Raw genomic sequence first — 14,558 nt, 5'->3', positions numbered from 1 at the left:
TGCAGGATGCAGGCGTTAGTGTTGGCCGGGGGGAAAGGTACTCGGCTCTATCCCTATACCACGGTGCTGCCTAAGCCCTTGATGCCAGTGGGAGATTACCCAATCTTAGAAATTTTGCTGCGCCAATTGAAAGCAGCAGGCATTACTGAGGTGATTTTGGCAGTTGGCTATCTCAGTCACTTGATTGAGGCATTCTTTCAAAATGGTGAACGGTTGGGCCTCAAAATTAGCTATTCCCTAGAAGAGAAGCCCTTAGGAACAGCAGGGCCGATTTCCTTAGTGCTCGATCGGTTGGAGCAGGACTTTTTAATCCTGAATGGCGACCTGCTGACGACCATGAGATTTAGCAACCTGATTCAATATCACAAAGCAAACCAGGCTGCTGCCACGATCGGGCTCTACCAACGGGAAGTCAAAATTGATTTTGGGGTGATTGAGACTAACGAGCAATCCCAACTCCTCTGTTATCGAGAAAAGCCAGTCTATCACTTTGATGTCAGTATGGGGGTCAATGTTTTAAATAAACAAAAAATCCTCCCCTATCTCAAGCCCGGTGAATATTTGGATATTCCCGAACTGATGATGCAATTGTCTCAGAATCAGCATCCCGTTTATTGCTATCGCGAACCTTGCTATTGGCTGGATATTGGCCGAGTCGATGACTATCAAGTAGCAGTGAGCCGATTTGTCGAAAATCCCGAAGAGTTTATTCCATCCGGCCTATGACGGCTCCAGCTATGACTCCAGCCACAACAAAGGTATTGATGACGGGGGCCGGTGGTTTCTGTGGCAAGCATTTAGCCACCTACCTGAAGTCTCAGGGCGTCACTGTCTACACGATGGGGATGCATCCACCGGAGCCATCCGACGAGACTGTCCAGCAGCATTTTACGATCGCTGACATCACCCATTCCCAGGAACTCGCCAGCATTTTCGATCGGGTACAGCCGGACTACTGCTTTCACTTGGCAGGGGTCGCCAGTGCGGCGGATCCCGTCACGTTCTATCGGGTGAATGTCTCCTACGCGGCGGCCTTGCTCCATGCCCTAGACCTGAGTGGGCTAGCAGCAAACTGTCCCACCCTACTGGTGGGAACCTCGGCGGAATACGGGGTGATTACGCCTGAACAGGTGCCGATCCATGAAAACACTCCGGTGTCTCCCTACCACCACTATGGCATCAGCAAACTTGCCCAGACCCACTTGGGAATGGCTGCTGCGAGAATGGGTAGACCCCTGGTGATGGTGCGCCCCTTTAACATCATTGGCCCTGGGATGCCCCGCCATTTATCGGTGCAGAGCTTTGCGACCCAAGTTGTGAAAATTGGTCTGGGGCAACAACCCCCGGTAATTGAGGTGGGGAATCTGGGCAGTTCTCGCGATTTTATTGATGTTGAATCCACGGTTCGGATCTACTGGCAGTTGCTGCAAAATCCCCAAGCCTATGGAGAGGTGATTAATATTTGTTCTGGGCAGGGCGTGGTGATGGCGGACTTGTTGCAGCGGTTGATTCAGCTATCTGGGGTGGCGGTGGAGGTCAAGGTCGATCCCGATCGCTTTAAAACCCTAGATATTCCCGTGCATTATGGCTGTACGCAAAAGCTAGAACGGTTTATCCATGGCGTGCCCCACTTGGATCTAGACGGGACGCTTCAGCGAGTATTAGACTACCTAACGGTCAACCCCTGCTTTGCGCTATGAAAACTCTAACGGTAATTAGCCCCATTTATAACGAAGAAAGTGTCATTGAGGCTTTTTACACAGAGCTTTCGGCGGTGCTGTCTCGGCTGGTAGGGTATCACTCAACGATACTCTTTGTGGTCGATCGCTGTACGGATCAAACCCTCCCCATTCTGAGGCGAATTGCCCAAAAAGATCCCACTGTCCAGGTTTTGGCATTATCCAATCGGTTTGGTCATCAAATGTCTTTGCTGGCTGGGATTGACCACTGTGATGCGGATGTGGTGGTGATGATGGATGGGGATTTGCAACACCCGCCGGAACTCATTCCAGCAATGCTAGAAAAATATGAACAGGGCTACGAAATTGTTTACACTTTGCGGGAAGATGCAAGGCAAAGTAGTCTCTTTAAGCGCTGGACCTCGCGATTATTTTATCGGTTTATTAATTGGATTTCTGAGATTCCCATTTCAGAAAGTGCGGCAGATTTCCGGCTGGTGTCTCGATCGGTAATTGAAACCTTTCAGACGCAAATTCGAGAACGCAACCAGTTTATGCGAGGGCTGTTTAGCTGGGTTGGGTTCAATAGTGTGGGCGTACGATTTCGGGCTCGCGATCGCTTTGCAGGCACCACCAAATATTCTCTGCGGAGAATGGTACGCTTTGGTTTGCACGGAATTGTTGCTTTTAGCAAACGCCCATTGCAGCTTTCAATTTTGGCAGGTACGATATTTGCATTTTTTAGTTTGATCTACGCGGTCATTGCGTTTGTTCAATACTTTTTTTATGCTTCGTTGCCCTCGGGATGGACAACCCTGGTGATTATGATTGCCCTATCTACTGGGATTCAGCTGATTTGTCTAGGGTTTATTGGCGAATACATTGGCGCTATCTTTGACGAAGTCAAGGGTAGACCTCACTACCTTGTGTCGGAGAAGATTAATTTTAACCATGAGTAACTGTATTGTTTGTAACCACGATGAGAAAACTCCGCTGTATCGCGGGATCGATCGATGTCTGAGCTGTGGTCATGTGGCGGCGGATTTGTCGATTTCCAGCGAAGAACTGTTCAAGCTTTACCAGAAAGACTACTTTTTTGGGGAAGAATACAGCGATTACGTGGCAGATAAGCGGATTGCTCAGAAAAATTTTGCCCTGCGCCTCAAAACCCTAAAGCAATTTTTGCGACCGGAACGACACCGGACGCTGTTTGAAATTGGCTGTGCCTACGGGTTCTTTTTGGAGAAAGCCCAGGCATTGTTTGAGAAAGCCCAGGGCATTGACATTACCGAAGATGGAATTCGCTATGCCCTGAATGAACTGAACCTAGATGTGGTGCAAGCCGATTTTTTGAGTCATGATCTGGGCGATCGTACCTTTGATGTCGCCTGTATGTGGGACACGATCGAGCACTTACCCAATCCCCATCTCTACGTCGAAAAGTTGAGTCGGCATATGGAAAAGGGCTCACTGATTGCGATTACGACAGGGGATATCGACAGTTTCAACGCCCGGATGCGGAAAGAAAATTGGCGCTTGATCCATCCGCCTACCCACATTCATTACTTCTCCCAGAAAAGCCTAGCTCACATGCTGAATAATTACGGCTTTGATGTGGTTTACAGCCGCCATTGTGGTTTTTATCGGAGTCTCGATAATGTTGCTTATAACATTCTTGTACTTCGCTGGAAGCAACCTAAGCTGTATCACTTTTTGAAAAAACTCCGGCTAACGGAACTGGATTTTTACCTCAATCTTTACGACATCATGTATGTCATTGCTCGCAAACGTTACTAAATCAACTGTGCAGATCGCCCTAAGTTCTATAGTGATGAGATCCTAGGAGCATAAGCAGGGTTAACTGCGATCGCAGGATCATCCTTTGGATGATGGTGGAACTGTTAAGGTTAGCGGAGTCGAGCATTGTAAGACGAGCTGGCTGTGCTTCGTTGGGAAGGTTGATTCGATCGGGACTGCTGAGGTAATCGATCGTTGATCGGGGCTGTCTCAGGATACGGTTTGGAGTGTTGCTGAGATTAGATTGTTACTGAGATTGAATTGTTGCTGAGAAAAAGCTATGCAGATGGCGAATGAGTATGCTCAGGCTCCTCGAAAATTTAATTGGGAAAATCCTCTGATTCACAGTGTAGTGGTGTTTCTGAGTTTCTCATTGCTGTTTACGCTTTTCTTTGCTCCGGTGTTGTTCTCAGGGCGGCTATTGGCTCCCGGAGATGGCATTATCTACTATCTCCCTGCTCTGTATTCGGCAAAAACGCTGTGGACTGACCTGATTTTTGGGGGATATCCCGTAGTGGGCGATCCGCAGAATATGACTTGGTATCCCCTGGCACTGCTATTTCATTGGATTCCGAATTCCTGGAATGCCTTTGTCGTTTCGGCATATGTCCTAGCTGGCAGTTTTGCCTACTGTTACGGGTACATGCTAACGGGGTCGCGTCTGGCAGCCAGTGTCAGCGGGATTGTATACAGCATGTGTGGTTTCATGATGGCCCATCTCGGTCATGCCACAATTATTCATGCAGCGGCTTGGATGCCGTTGTTGTTGTGTGCGATGGAGCGGCTGCGTTACGGGTTTTCGCGGCTTTGGTTTGGGCTAGGCGTGCTGGCGGTTAGCTGCTGTTTCCTAGGCGGACATCCTCAGATAGCGGTTTATAGTTTGGGGATGGGCTTCTTTTACGCGCTATTTTTAGGATGGCGTGTTCCTTTGGGCCGGAAAAAATATTATGCCTATGCGATCGGGGTATTGGCGGTTGGATTAGCTTTGTGTGCCATCCAGATCATTCCGACGGCTGAATTTAGCCGCTTGAGTCCCCGTTCTGCGATGACCTTTGGAGAATTTGCGAGCTATTCTTTGCCAAGGTGGCAGACGTTACAGACTCTGTTTCCCTACTTCTTTGGTGGGCTTCTTCCTCCCTTTAATTTTCCGTATTGGGGCAAGACCAGTCTCACAGAAGTGGCTGGATATTTAGGCTGGCTACCCTTGATGCTAGCCATGGTGGGAGCGATCGCCCATCCCAAGCGTTCTATCGTTCGTTTTTGGCTATGGGTTGGGGGGATTGCGTTCCTCCTCACCTTTGGGGGAGATACATTTTTAGGTCATCTTTTCTATAACGTTCCGGTTTACAACAAATTTCGTGCCCAGGGGCGTCATGTCATTGAAGCAACCCTTGCGGTTAGTGTTTTGGCAGGCTTTGGAGTGGCGGCTATCCAGCATCGACTTGTGTCTCGGAGGGTTATTGTTAGAACAATTGCGGTTACGATCGCGGTGTTGCTCCTGAGCCTAGTCAGTATGGGGATTTTGTACCCCGCGTTGCAAGAGAAAGCGATTCAGGCGGGAGTGACTGTGTCCCTCAACTTTTGGCCTTGGTCAAATCCAGCGGTCGGAGTGCCAATAGTGATGTGCGTGGCAAGTCTGGTGGGTTTTGGACTATTGCTGCGCTGGCGCGATCGTCGCTGGGTTGGGTTCATCCTCATCCCGATTTTGATTGCTGATCTTTCCACATTCGGCTGGTTTTGGGAGTGGCAAATTAACTCTCCCCTCGCAACTGCGCTAGAAGCAAAGCCGATCGTACAGAAATATCGATCGTTGTTGGAGGCGAATCATCAGCGGTTTCTAGGAACCGTCGAGTCTATCGCTTCGCTCCAAGATTTCGAGTCTGACGTTTTCCCAAATCTGACTCGTCTGTGGGATCTGCCGAATATCAGTGGATATTCTCCGCTGATCCTGTCTCGCTTTAGTGAAGTGATGCGGATGAGTACTAACGGTGTGCTGTCCAGTGTTCCGGTGAATGTGAATGATCGGCGTCTGGATTTCATGGGAGTGCGGTATTTTCTTGATCAGTCTTCGGGCATGTCTGAGCAGCCAGGATTTGTATGGGCGGGCCAAGATCTGGGGATTGCCTTAGGATCTACGGCCTGTGGTCCATCATTGCTGAGTCCTTCCATGAACGTCTATCTATCCACAAAACCGATTGAGGTGAGCGAGATAAGTCTTGTGACGATGTTGGGATGTTCGGTGACGGTTCCACAGAATGCAGCCGTTGTGCAGGTTCAAGTCACGGATACCCAGGGTCGGGTAGAAACCCATGCATTACGGGCGGGGCGGGATACGGCGGAAAATTCCTATGATTGCCCGGAGGTCAAGCCTTTGGTGCGGCACCAGCGAGCGACCGTCTTTCGCGATCTTCCCGCAGCTAAACCGGGGGCATGTCAGGCCCATGAGTATGTGAGTAGCCTTGTTCTGAGTCAGCCACGACAAGTCAAACAGATTGAACTGAAATGGAGTGATAGTAAACTTCCAGGGGTGCTCCTTCTCCAGCGCATGAGTCTGATGAATCGACAGCGCAACACCTCTTTTCCCTTAACGTCGGTAGGGGTGTCGCCGAAGTGGAAGCAAGTTGAACAGAGCGACGCGGGAACGATCTACGAAAATCAACAAGTCTTACCCCGGGCATGGCTTGTATCCAAGACAGTCCGGCTAGAGCCCCCGGAGATTGTGACTGCGATTCAGACTTCCCGCCTGCCTGAGGGGGGAGTTTATGAGCCAGAGAAAGTTGCCTTAGTGGAGAATGCAGCAGCTGTCTTTCAAGGTTCAGACCTCGGAACGGCAGGTCAAGTAAGGGTGGTTCAACGGGCTGAAGCCATGATTGAAGTGCAAACTAAGGCCCCATCAGAGGCATTTCTGGTCTTGAGTGATGCGTATTATCCGGGCTGGCAAGCCACGATCGATGGCAAGCCGACTCGTATTTTTCCAACCAACTATATTCAGCGAGGGGTCAAAGTCCCTGCAGGCGAACATGTTGTCCGGTTTGAATTTCACCCTTTGAGTTTCAAGATCGGGGTCGGGATTACGACCGCAACGTTGGTGGCTGGAGGCTATGGATTGTTACGGATGGGTCGGAAGAAAGTACCCATGGAGGCTGTGGACTAGGGTATGGACTTGCGGTTTAAGGTAAGGCTGCCCCTCTAGGCATTGAGTCATCGTAAACGCAAAACAAGGGTATGTAAAAATAGAGGGTTAATGTTTGCGGTAGAACGTCGATCGCTGAGATTGACGCCCCATTGTGCTGATTCCCGTTGGGTGCCATCTTCTTGTGCCAAAACATACCCCGTTGTGTCAGTAACCGCAGGACAATACCCAAGAAATCCATCCAAGAAATCCATCATCGTAGGAAGCGCCATGACTGCCCCCGCCAAGATTGTTTATACCTTTACCGATGAAGCTCCAGCATTGGCGACCTATTCCTTCTTGCCGATCGTCCAGGCATTCACAAAGGCGGTCAAGGTGACGATCGAAACCAGCGATATTTCCCTGGCAGGTCGCATCCTGGCCAACTTTCCGGAAAACCTGCGGGAGGATCAGCGGCAGCCGGATGCGTTAACCCTGTTGGGGGAACTGGCGAAAACACCAGAAGCCAATATCATCAAACTGCCGAACATCAGCGCTTCAGTCCCGCAACTCCTAGCGGCGATCGCGGAATTGCAATCCCAGGGTTACAACATTCCCGACTATCCAGCGGAACCGAAGGATGAGGCAGAGAAAGCGATTAAAGCCCGCTACGCCAAGGTGCTGGGTAGTGCGGTGAATCCCGTCCTGCGGGAAGGCAACTCCGATCGGCGGGTGGCAGCAGCGGTGAAGCAGTATGCCCAAAAGCATCCCCACAAGGTCGGGGCTTGGGCGGCGGATTCGCGATCCCATGTGGCCCATATGCAGAGCGGTGATTTCTACGGCAGCGAGCAGTCGGTCGTTGTGGAACAGGCGGGTAATGTCCGGATTGAATTGGTGGCGGCGGATGGTGCAGTCACGGTGCTGAAGGAAAAGACGGCAGTGCTAGCGGGCGAGGTCATCGATGGGGCCGTCATGAGCGTCAAGGCGCTGCGATCGTTCTATGAACAGGAAATCAAGGCTGCCAAAGCTGACGACATTCTGCTGTCCTTGCATGTCAAGGCCACGATGATGAAGGTGTCTGATCCCATCCTGTTTGGCCATGCGGTAACGGTGTATTACCAGGATGTGTTTGCCAAGCACGGGAAGACCTTTGCCCAATTGGGCGTGAATCCCAACAATGGCCTTGGGGATGTGTACGCCAAGATTCAAGCCTTACCCGAAGCGGAACGGGCGGCGATCGTGGCAGATATTAACGCGGTCTATGCCACTCGACCTCGGTTGGCGATGGTCAATTCCGATCAGGGCATTACTAACCTGCACGTGCCCAGCGATGTGATTATTGACGCCTCCATGGCCGCCGCCATTCGTAACTCCGGTAAGATGTGGGGCGCGGATGGGCAAGCCCACGACACTAAGGCGATGATTCCCGATCGCTGCTATGCCACGATGTACCAGGCTTGCATTGAGTTTTGCCAAACCCATGGGGCATTTGATGTCACAACGATGGGCAATGTCTCCAACGTGGGGCTGATGGCGCAGAAGGCTGAGGAATACGGCTCCCACGACAAGACCTTCGAAATTCCCACCAACGGCACCGTGCGAGTGGTGGATGACCAAGGGCAAACCCTGCTGGAACACGCGGTGGAACAGGGCGATATTTGGCGGATGTGCCAAACAAAGGATCTGCCGATCCAGGATTGGGTCAAACTGGCGGTGAATCGGGCACGCTTAACGGGGAATCCGGCGGTATTTTGGTTGGACGCCGATCGAGCCCATGATGCCAACTTGATCGCCAAGGTCAACACCTATTTGCCTAACCATGACACCGCTGGGTTAGACATTCGCATTCTGTCTCCCGTGGACGCGATGACGTTTACCTGTGAGCAGATCAAGGCGGGGAAAGACGTGATTTCTGTGACGGGCAATGTGTTGCGGGATTATCTGACGGATTTATTCCCCATTTTGGAATTAGGAACCAGCGCCAAAATGCTGTCGATCGTGCCGCTGTTGGCGGGCGGTGGGTTGTTTGAAACGGGGGCAGGCGGCTCGGCTCCGAAGCATGTGCAACAGTTCCTCAGTGAAGGGCATTTACGCTGGGATTCCCTTGGGGAGTTCCTGGCCTTGGCGGTATCCCTGGAAGATTTGGGGCAAAAGACGAACAATGCTGATGCGTTAATTTTGGCGGAGACCCTCGATCGGGCCAATGGTCAGTATTTGGATCAAGCCAAATCCCCCTCGGCAAAAGTCCAGGAGTTGGATAATCGAGGCAGTCATTTTTATCTAGCGATGTATTGGGCCCAGGCGTTGGCGGCGCAGGCTCAAAATCCAACCTTGGCTGCGCAGTTTGCGCCCTTGGCCCAGCAGTTGAGTGAACAGGAAGCTCAGATTTTGGCAGAGTTGAATGGCGCTCAGGGGCAGTCGGTGGAGATTGGGGGCTATTACCATCCGGATCCGACAAAAGCAAGCCAAGCCATGCGACCGAGTGCAACGTTAAATACCGCGATCGCGGCGCTGGGCTAGGCAGAAAATCTAGGCTCCGCAGAAAAATCTATGGCAGCCCCTGGTTATCCCCTATGGATCTGCGTGACAGTTCAGGAACAGGAACATCAGGGGCTGAATTTTCGAATTAATTCTTTGATACTAAAATCATCAGCCCACAAGATTTGCACATTCAAGATTCACACATTCGCAGATCTCCAGATTCTGGATTGGTAGAGTCAAGATTCGCGCAGTCTCAAGCCGTATTCCGCTTACACGCTTCCACTTAGTAAAGACTGCCCCGGGGGTGGTTTTGGTGAACAAGACTCTAGTTTGGACATTAGCGCTCACGTCTCTCGTTGGTCTGGCTGGCCCAGGGCTAGCTCAGAATCAAGATCAAGCGATTCGGATTACATCAAATAGTTCAGTAGAAACTCGAACTGGGACTTCTGCCAGTGCTCAGAAAGACTCTAGTTGTGCTGGGTTTATTCCTGCCCAGCCTAATTATGAGGTGACGTTGACAGAAGACCTAGATCGCCGCTTTATCGTGCAAGGCAATCCGAACACCACCTTGCTGGTCATCAACAGCAAAGGCAAAAAGTTCTGTGTGCAAGCAGATAGTACCTCTAATGGCAAGGCAGAGATTCCTGGTCGCTGGGCTAAGGATATCTACCGAGTCTTTATTGGGGCGAGAACACAGGGACAAAACCCGTATAAGTTGACGATCGAACCCGTCAACTAATCGATTCAACCTGGAATTCCAAAAACTGAGACTTTAAGAGCAGTGCAGTCAGAACTGTCCTAACTGGGCCTATCTGACTGCACTGCTCCAACCTTTACAGACTTTTCTATCGATTAAAGCTTAAAAAACAGGATACTCTACCAGAGGCTGGCTCAAGAGTTTGGCCTTGGACAGAATTTCTGTCATCGCAGTGTCTTTGCGACAGAAGATGTCGATCGTGCCTTCCTGGAGCAATCGCTCAATGCGGGGTTCCTCCAGGGAAGAATAAGCCATGATTTGAACGGAAGGGGCGATCGTTTTGATTTGTGCCGCTGCCCCTGGGCCGTCTAGAACCGGCATTTGCATATCCAAAATCACAACATCGGGATGGTACCGTTTGACCATCTCGACCGCCTGAACCCCATTTTCAGCCACATCAACAAGCTCTATCCCCGGTTGGCCCTTAAGCGCAAGCTTGAGGGTGAACCGAGTCAGTTCATGGTCGTCTGCAATAAGAATTCGCAACACTGATCGCTCACAAGAACGCATTTCAACACGCATTTCAACCTAGTCGATTCAATGGAACACCTACGTCGAGTGTAGGCCGCAGATCTGAAATTGGTCGTCTACCCAGAGACTTAAGCAGTCTTTAAGATTTCGCTTTTCTCGATCGGGGGATTACACGGTTGGGGTTATGGGTTGGTGCCATAGTGGCAGGAATCCCAGGAGAGAGCTAGCGCAGATTTACGGAAGTCTGGCTCCCATTTGGATGGGGGGCTGTCCTTCAGTCTGCCAGGTTTCAGCAGATTCCCTGAAATTGCGAAAAACCACCTCTGTATGATCACAGAGATGGCAAAAACGCTGAGTTACATGTTTTAAGGGTGGGTTTTCAGGGGGGATGTAATGAGGGATTGTGTAACGACAGATTGTGTAACGACAGATTGTGTAACGACAGATTGTTGATGGAAGGTTAGATGGTGGAATGTTGGGGTTGGTAGATGCTGGAAGCAGGAGAAGATGAACGAATTTCCCCTAAATTAAGAACCCGCCTATACCCAATCCTTGAGCAGGGCTTGACGCCGAGGGTGCCGTAACTTGCGCATGGCCTTGGCCTGGATTTGGCGCACCCGCTCCCGGGAGAGGTCATAGATTTTGCCAATTTCGGTCAGGGTATAGTGTTGCCCATCTTCCAAGCCATAGCGGAGACGAATGATTTCCCGCTCCCGATCGCTCAGATGTTCCAAGACGGAATTCAAGCGATCGCTGAGAAGCTTGCGATCGAGGTTTTCATTGGGGGCGATGTTGTCCGCATCTTCGATCAACTGCATCAGCTCAGTGTCTTCGTCCTTGCCCACCCATGCATGGAGGGACAGGGTGCGTTGGCTGACATCCAGCACCTGATCCAGCTTATCCTCTTCCATATCCAAGGCCCCAGCCAGTTCTTGCTTCGTGGGACGACGACCCAGCTCCTGGGAGAGGGTTTGGCGTACCTTGCGCACCTGGTTGAGCTTCTCGACCATGTGGACAGGCAGGCGCACCGTACGGGACTGGGACGCGATCGCCCGTGTAATCCCCTGCCGGATCCACCAGTAGGCATAGGTTGAAAACTTATAGCCGCGTTCGTAGTCGAACTTTTCTGCGGCGCGCATCAACCCCATGGAGCCTTCTTGAATCAAATCCAGGAAGGGCACGCCCCGATTGAGATACTTCTTCGCGATCGAGACGACTAACCGGAGATTGGCTCGTACCAACTTCCGCTTGGCCCGTTCCCCTGCGATACCGCCCTTGGCAATCTCCCGAGCCAGTTCAATTTCTTCCGCCTGATTCAGCAGGGGGTAGCGGGCCATTTCCCGCAAAAACATGCCCACGGAGTCATCAGACAACCCCAAATAGTCACTTGAGTTTTTGGGGAGTGCCTTGGCGATCGCTTCTGGGGTCAGCTCTTCGTCGCTCAGAACTTCAATTTCGTTTTCGTCGATGGGAAAGTCCTGAGGGATCACATCGGGCACTGGATCTTTCTTTTTGGAATACTTAGATGCCATAACTCAAGTTACACAATGGTTTCAGCGTTTTTAGAAAATTTTGCCTCCAACTTTAGCGCAAGTTGTGAAAAAAATGACACCAATGTTGGAAAAATTTCACTCTTCTTACAGTTGATCTTTTCGGGAGTCTAGTATTCGCTATTGAGCATCACGGAAGAAACCAGCTCTGAACCAGGATGTCTGGCAGGGGTATGCCAAGGGATGCCAACGTTTGGACGTGACCCCTTGTCTGCAAAGTGGATCTGTAAAGTGGCGTCTTCTAGCCAGTGCCGCCGAGCAGCAAATGATGGATCATTCTGCTCCTCCAGCAACGATCTGTGTGCTTAGAAACCCGTAGCCGCACCACAAAGGAACTACGACACTAGATATAGCGTTTTTCTGGATTTGTCAACACCAGAATTCAGAAAACTTCAAGTTCACTGCCTGCCACCAGGGCTGTTCCAGGGGGCGCAGAATCGACTACAAGCCAGACTGGGCAAGGATTAAGCGGCAGTTGCCCTGACCTAGTTGCCCTGACTTAGTTGCCCTGACTTAGTTGCCCATGTCCAACGTGTTTCGATCGACTAGGAATTTGCCTGTTGTGCCATTTCGCAGAATAACTTTTGGGAGGGTTGCTCATGGCTGCCATGACTAGGCCGCCGCTGGACATAGCGACCATCCGCTTGTAACTCCCAAGCTTGCCGATTGTCCGCCAGCATCACCCCCAGCATTTCCTGCAAATCCAGGATTAACTCCGGATCTTCCACAGGAACGACCGCCTCCACCCGCCGATCGAGGTTGCGAGGCATCCAATCCGCGCTGCCGATTAAAATTTCTTCTTCGCCGTTGTTACGAAAATAGAAAATCCGGGAATGCTCTAGGAACCGCCCAATGATGCTGATGACCCTTATGTTTTCGCTGACCCCCGCCAGTCCTGGTTTCAAGCAGCAAATGCCGCGAATAATCAAATCAATGCTAACGCCTGCCTGGGAGGCTTCGTACAGTGCCCGAATGATTTGGGGATCAACGAGGGCATTCATTTTGGCGACGATGCGCCCCTGATTGCCCGCCCGTTGATGGTCAATTTCTCGCTGAATCAGGGTCAAAATGCGATCGCGCAAATTCACCGGAGCGACCACGAGCTTGCGGTAATCCCTTTGGCGAGAATAACCAGTTAGGTAATTGAACAAATCCGTCAAATCGGCTCCGATGTCTTCGCGGCAACTGAACAAGCCTAAATCCGTGTATAAGCTAGCCGTCTTGGGATTGTAATTCCCCGTACCAACATGGGCATAACGACGAATTCTGCCAGCTTCCCGCCGGACAACGAGCACTAATTTGGTATGGGTTTTCAGGCCAACTAGGCCGTAGACAACGTGGACTCCAGAACTTTCCAGCTTCTTGGCCCAGAGGATGTTGTTCTCTTCGTCAAAGCGCGCTTTTAGTTCCACCAGCACGGCCACCTGTTTGCCATTTTCCGCTGCTGTAATCAACGCTTGGATGATGGGCGAATCCCCCGAAGTTCGGTAGAGCGTCATCTTAATCGCTAAGACATCCGGATCGTGGGCAGCTTCTTCAATAAAGCGCTGCACACTGGAGGTAAAGGAATGATAGGGATGGTGGACGAGTAAATCCTGTTTGCGGACGACTGCGAAAAAGTCTTCCTCTTTGCTACTCGGCGGATCGGTGACATCGCTGTCCACTACGCGGCGCAACCGAGGATGAACAACAGATTTCCAGGCAGCGTCTTTTAAATCTGGGACGGGCAGCGCCAGAAAATTCATCAAATCCCGCAGACTCAACAACCCATCGATTTCATAGACATCCTCCGGTACGACATCCATTTCTTCCATGAGCAGCGATCGCAGGGCGGTGGGCATGGCGGATGGGGTTTCCAGCCGCACCACTGAACCGCCTACCCGTCGCTTGCGCAATTCCTGTTCGATCGCCAGCATCAGGTCATCGGCTTCGTCTTCCTCCACTTCCAAATCGGCGTTGCGGGTGACGCGGAAGGGATAGTATTCCTGGATTTGCATGCCCGGAAAGAGACTTTCCAAATTGTGGGCAATCACCTGTTCTAGGGGAACCCCGGCCCAGAGTGTTGGCTTGGATTTGGTGCCCGTGGGAACGTTTGTCTCGATCGGCAGTTGAATGAAGCGGGGTAACACCTTCGGTGCTTTCACCCGAGCGTAGAGTTCTTCTCCGGTTTCGCTATCCTTAATCACCACAGCCAGATTCAAACTGAGGTTGGAAATATAGGGAAAGGGATGGCTCGGGTCGATCGCTAGGGGCGTCAGAACGGGAAAGACCTGTTCTTCAAAATAGTTTTTGAGGTAGGCCCGCTGTTCCTGGTTCAGATCCATGTAATCCAACAGGAAAATGCCATGGCCTGCCAGTTGGGGCCGCAGGGCTTGCTCAAAATGGCGATGTTGCTTCGTGACTAACGGGTGGAGCCGTTGCCGAATCATCGCCAATTGCTCCTGGGGGGTTTTCCCGTCGGCACTCAGTTTGCGCACCTCCGCTTCTACCTGCTGCTTGAGAGCCGCGACGCGCACCATGAAATATTCGTCCAGGTTGGAGCTAAAAATGGCGAGAAACTTGAGTCGCTCGATCAAAGGCGTTCTCGGGTCAAACGCTTCATGGAGTACTCGACTATTGAACTCAATCCAACTCAACTCACGATTGAAGTAGTACTGTGGATCCGTGAGATCAATTTCAATGGGTGTTTTTCGCCGCCGTCGCATCATAAA

11 protein-coding genes are annotated in these 14,558 nt (G+C 51.2%); 7 read left to right on the top strand and 4 right to left on the bottom strand.

From position 1 onward, the window contains the following. Positions 1-6 precede the first annotated feature (6 nt). From H6G21_RS13120 to H6G21_RS13100, 5 genes are all read left to right on the top strand, one after another. Positions 7-726 (top strand): sugar phosphate nucleotidyltransferase, encoded by a 720-nt coding sequence (locus H6G21_RS13120; protein ID WP_190573869.1) that lies wholly within the window; start codon positions 7-9, stop codon positions 724-726. Next, positions 723-1,700, top strand: coding sequence for an NAD-dependent epimerase/dehydratase family protein (locus H6G21_RS13115; RefSeq protein WP_190573868.1), 978 nt, complete (start codon positions 723-725; stop codon positions 1,698-1,700). The genes H6G21_RS13120 and H6G21_RS13115 overlap by 4 nt, the downstream gene beginning before the upstream one ends. Then, on the top strand, positions 1,697-2,638 hold the full coding sequence (locus H6G21_RS13110) for a glycosyltransferase family 2 protein (RefSeq protein ID WP_190573867.1): 942 nt from the start codon (positions 1,697-1,699) through the stop codon (positions 2,636-2,638). Before H6G21_RS13115 ends, H6G21_RS13110 begins: the two co-directional genes overlap by 4 nt. Beyond that, on the top strand, positions 2,631-3,476 hold the full coding sequence (locus H6G21_RS13105; protein ID WP_190573866.1) for a class I SAM-dependent methyltransferase: 846 nt from the start codon (positions 2,631-2,633) through the stop codon (positions 3,474-3,476). The genes H6G21_RS13110 and H6G21_RS13105 overlap by 8 nt, the downstream gene beginning before the upstream one ends. Positions 3,477-3,756: 280 nt before the next feature. Further along, entirely contained in the window at positions 3,757-6,630 is a 2,874-nt protein-coding gene (locus H6G21_RS13100) for a YfhO family protein (RefSeq protein WP_190573865.1), read from the top strand. A gap of 47 nt (positions 6,631-6,677) precedes the next feature. Here H6G21_RS13100 and H6G21_RS13095 read toward each other — a convergent pair whose 3' ends face one another. After that, positions 6,678-6,881, bottom strand: a complete 204-nt coding sequence (locus H6G21_RS13095; RefSeq protein ID WP_190573864.1) for a hypothetical protein — start codon at positions 6,879-6,881, stop codon at positions 6,678-6,680. Here H6G21_RS13095 and H6G21_RS13090 point away from each other — a divergent pair. Next, positions 6,880-9,108, top strand: coding sequence for an NADP-dependent isocitrate dehydrogenase (locus H6G21_RS13090; RefSeq protein ID WP_190573863.1), 2,229 nt, complete (start codon positions 6,880-6,882; stop codon positions 9,106-9,108). The genes H6G21_RS13095 and H6G21_RS13090 overlap by 2 nt on opposite strands. A 274-nt stretch (positions 9,109-9,382) precedes the next feature. Further along, positions 9,383-9,808 carry a hypothetical protein gene (locus tag H6G21_RS13085; RefSeq protein ID WP_190573862.1) on the top strand — a complete coding sequence of 142 codons (426 nt, stop codon included), beginning with the start codon at positions 9,383-9,385 and terminating at the stop codon, positions 9,806-9,808. Positions 9,809-9,928: 120 nt separating this feature from the next. Here H6G21_RS13085 and H6G21_RS13080 read toward each other — a convergent pair whose 3' ends face one another. The 3 genes from H6G21_RS13080 to ppk1 form a co-directional block, all read right to left on the bottom strand. Then, positions 9,929-10,315, bottom strand: a complete 387-nt coding sequence (locus tag H6G21_RS13080) for a response regulator transcription factor (RefSeq protein ID WP_347278016.1) — start codon at positions 10,313-10,315, stop codon at positions 9,929-9,931. 521 nt (positions 10,316-10,836) lie between these two features. After that, positions 10,837-11,829: a sigma-70 family RNA polymerase sigma factor gene (locus H6G21_RS13075; RefSeq protein ID WP_190573860.1), complete on the bottom strand. Its 993-nt coding sequence runs from the start codon at positions 11,827-11,829 to the stop codon at positions 10,837-10,839. 563 nt (positions 11,830-12,392) lie between these two features. Further along, complete coding sequence (ppk1, locus tag H6G21_RS13070; RefSeq protein WP_190573913.1) at positions 12,393-14,552, bottom strand: polyphosphate kinase 1; 2,160 nt, start codon at positions 14,550-14,552, stop codon at positions 12,393-12,395. Positions 14,553-14,558: the final 6 nt, after the last annotated feature.

The organism is Alkalinema sp. FACHB-956 (assembly GCF_014697025.1).
Classification (GTDB): Bacteria; Cyanobacteriota; Cyanobacteriia; order Leptolyngbyales; family Leptolyngbyaceae; genus Alkalinema.
Note: the sequence above shows the minus strand (reverse complement) of the source record. Positions and strands in the feature narration are given on the sequence as shown.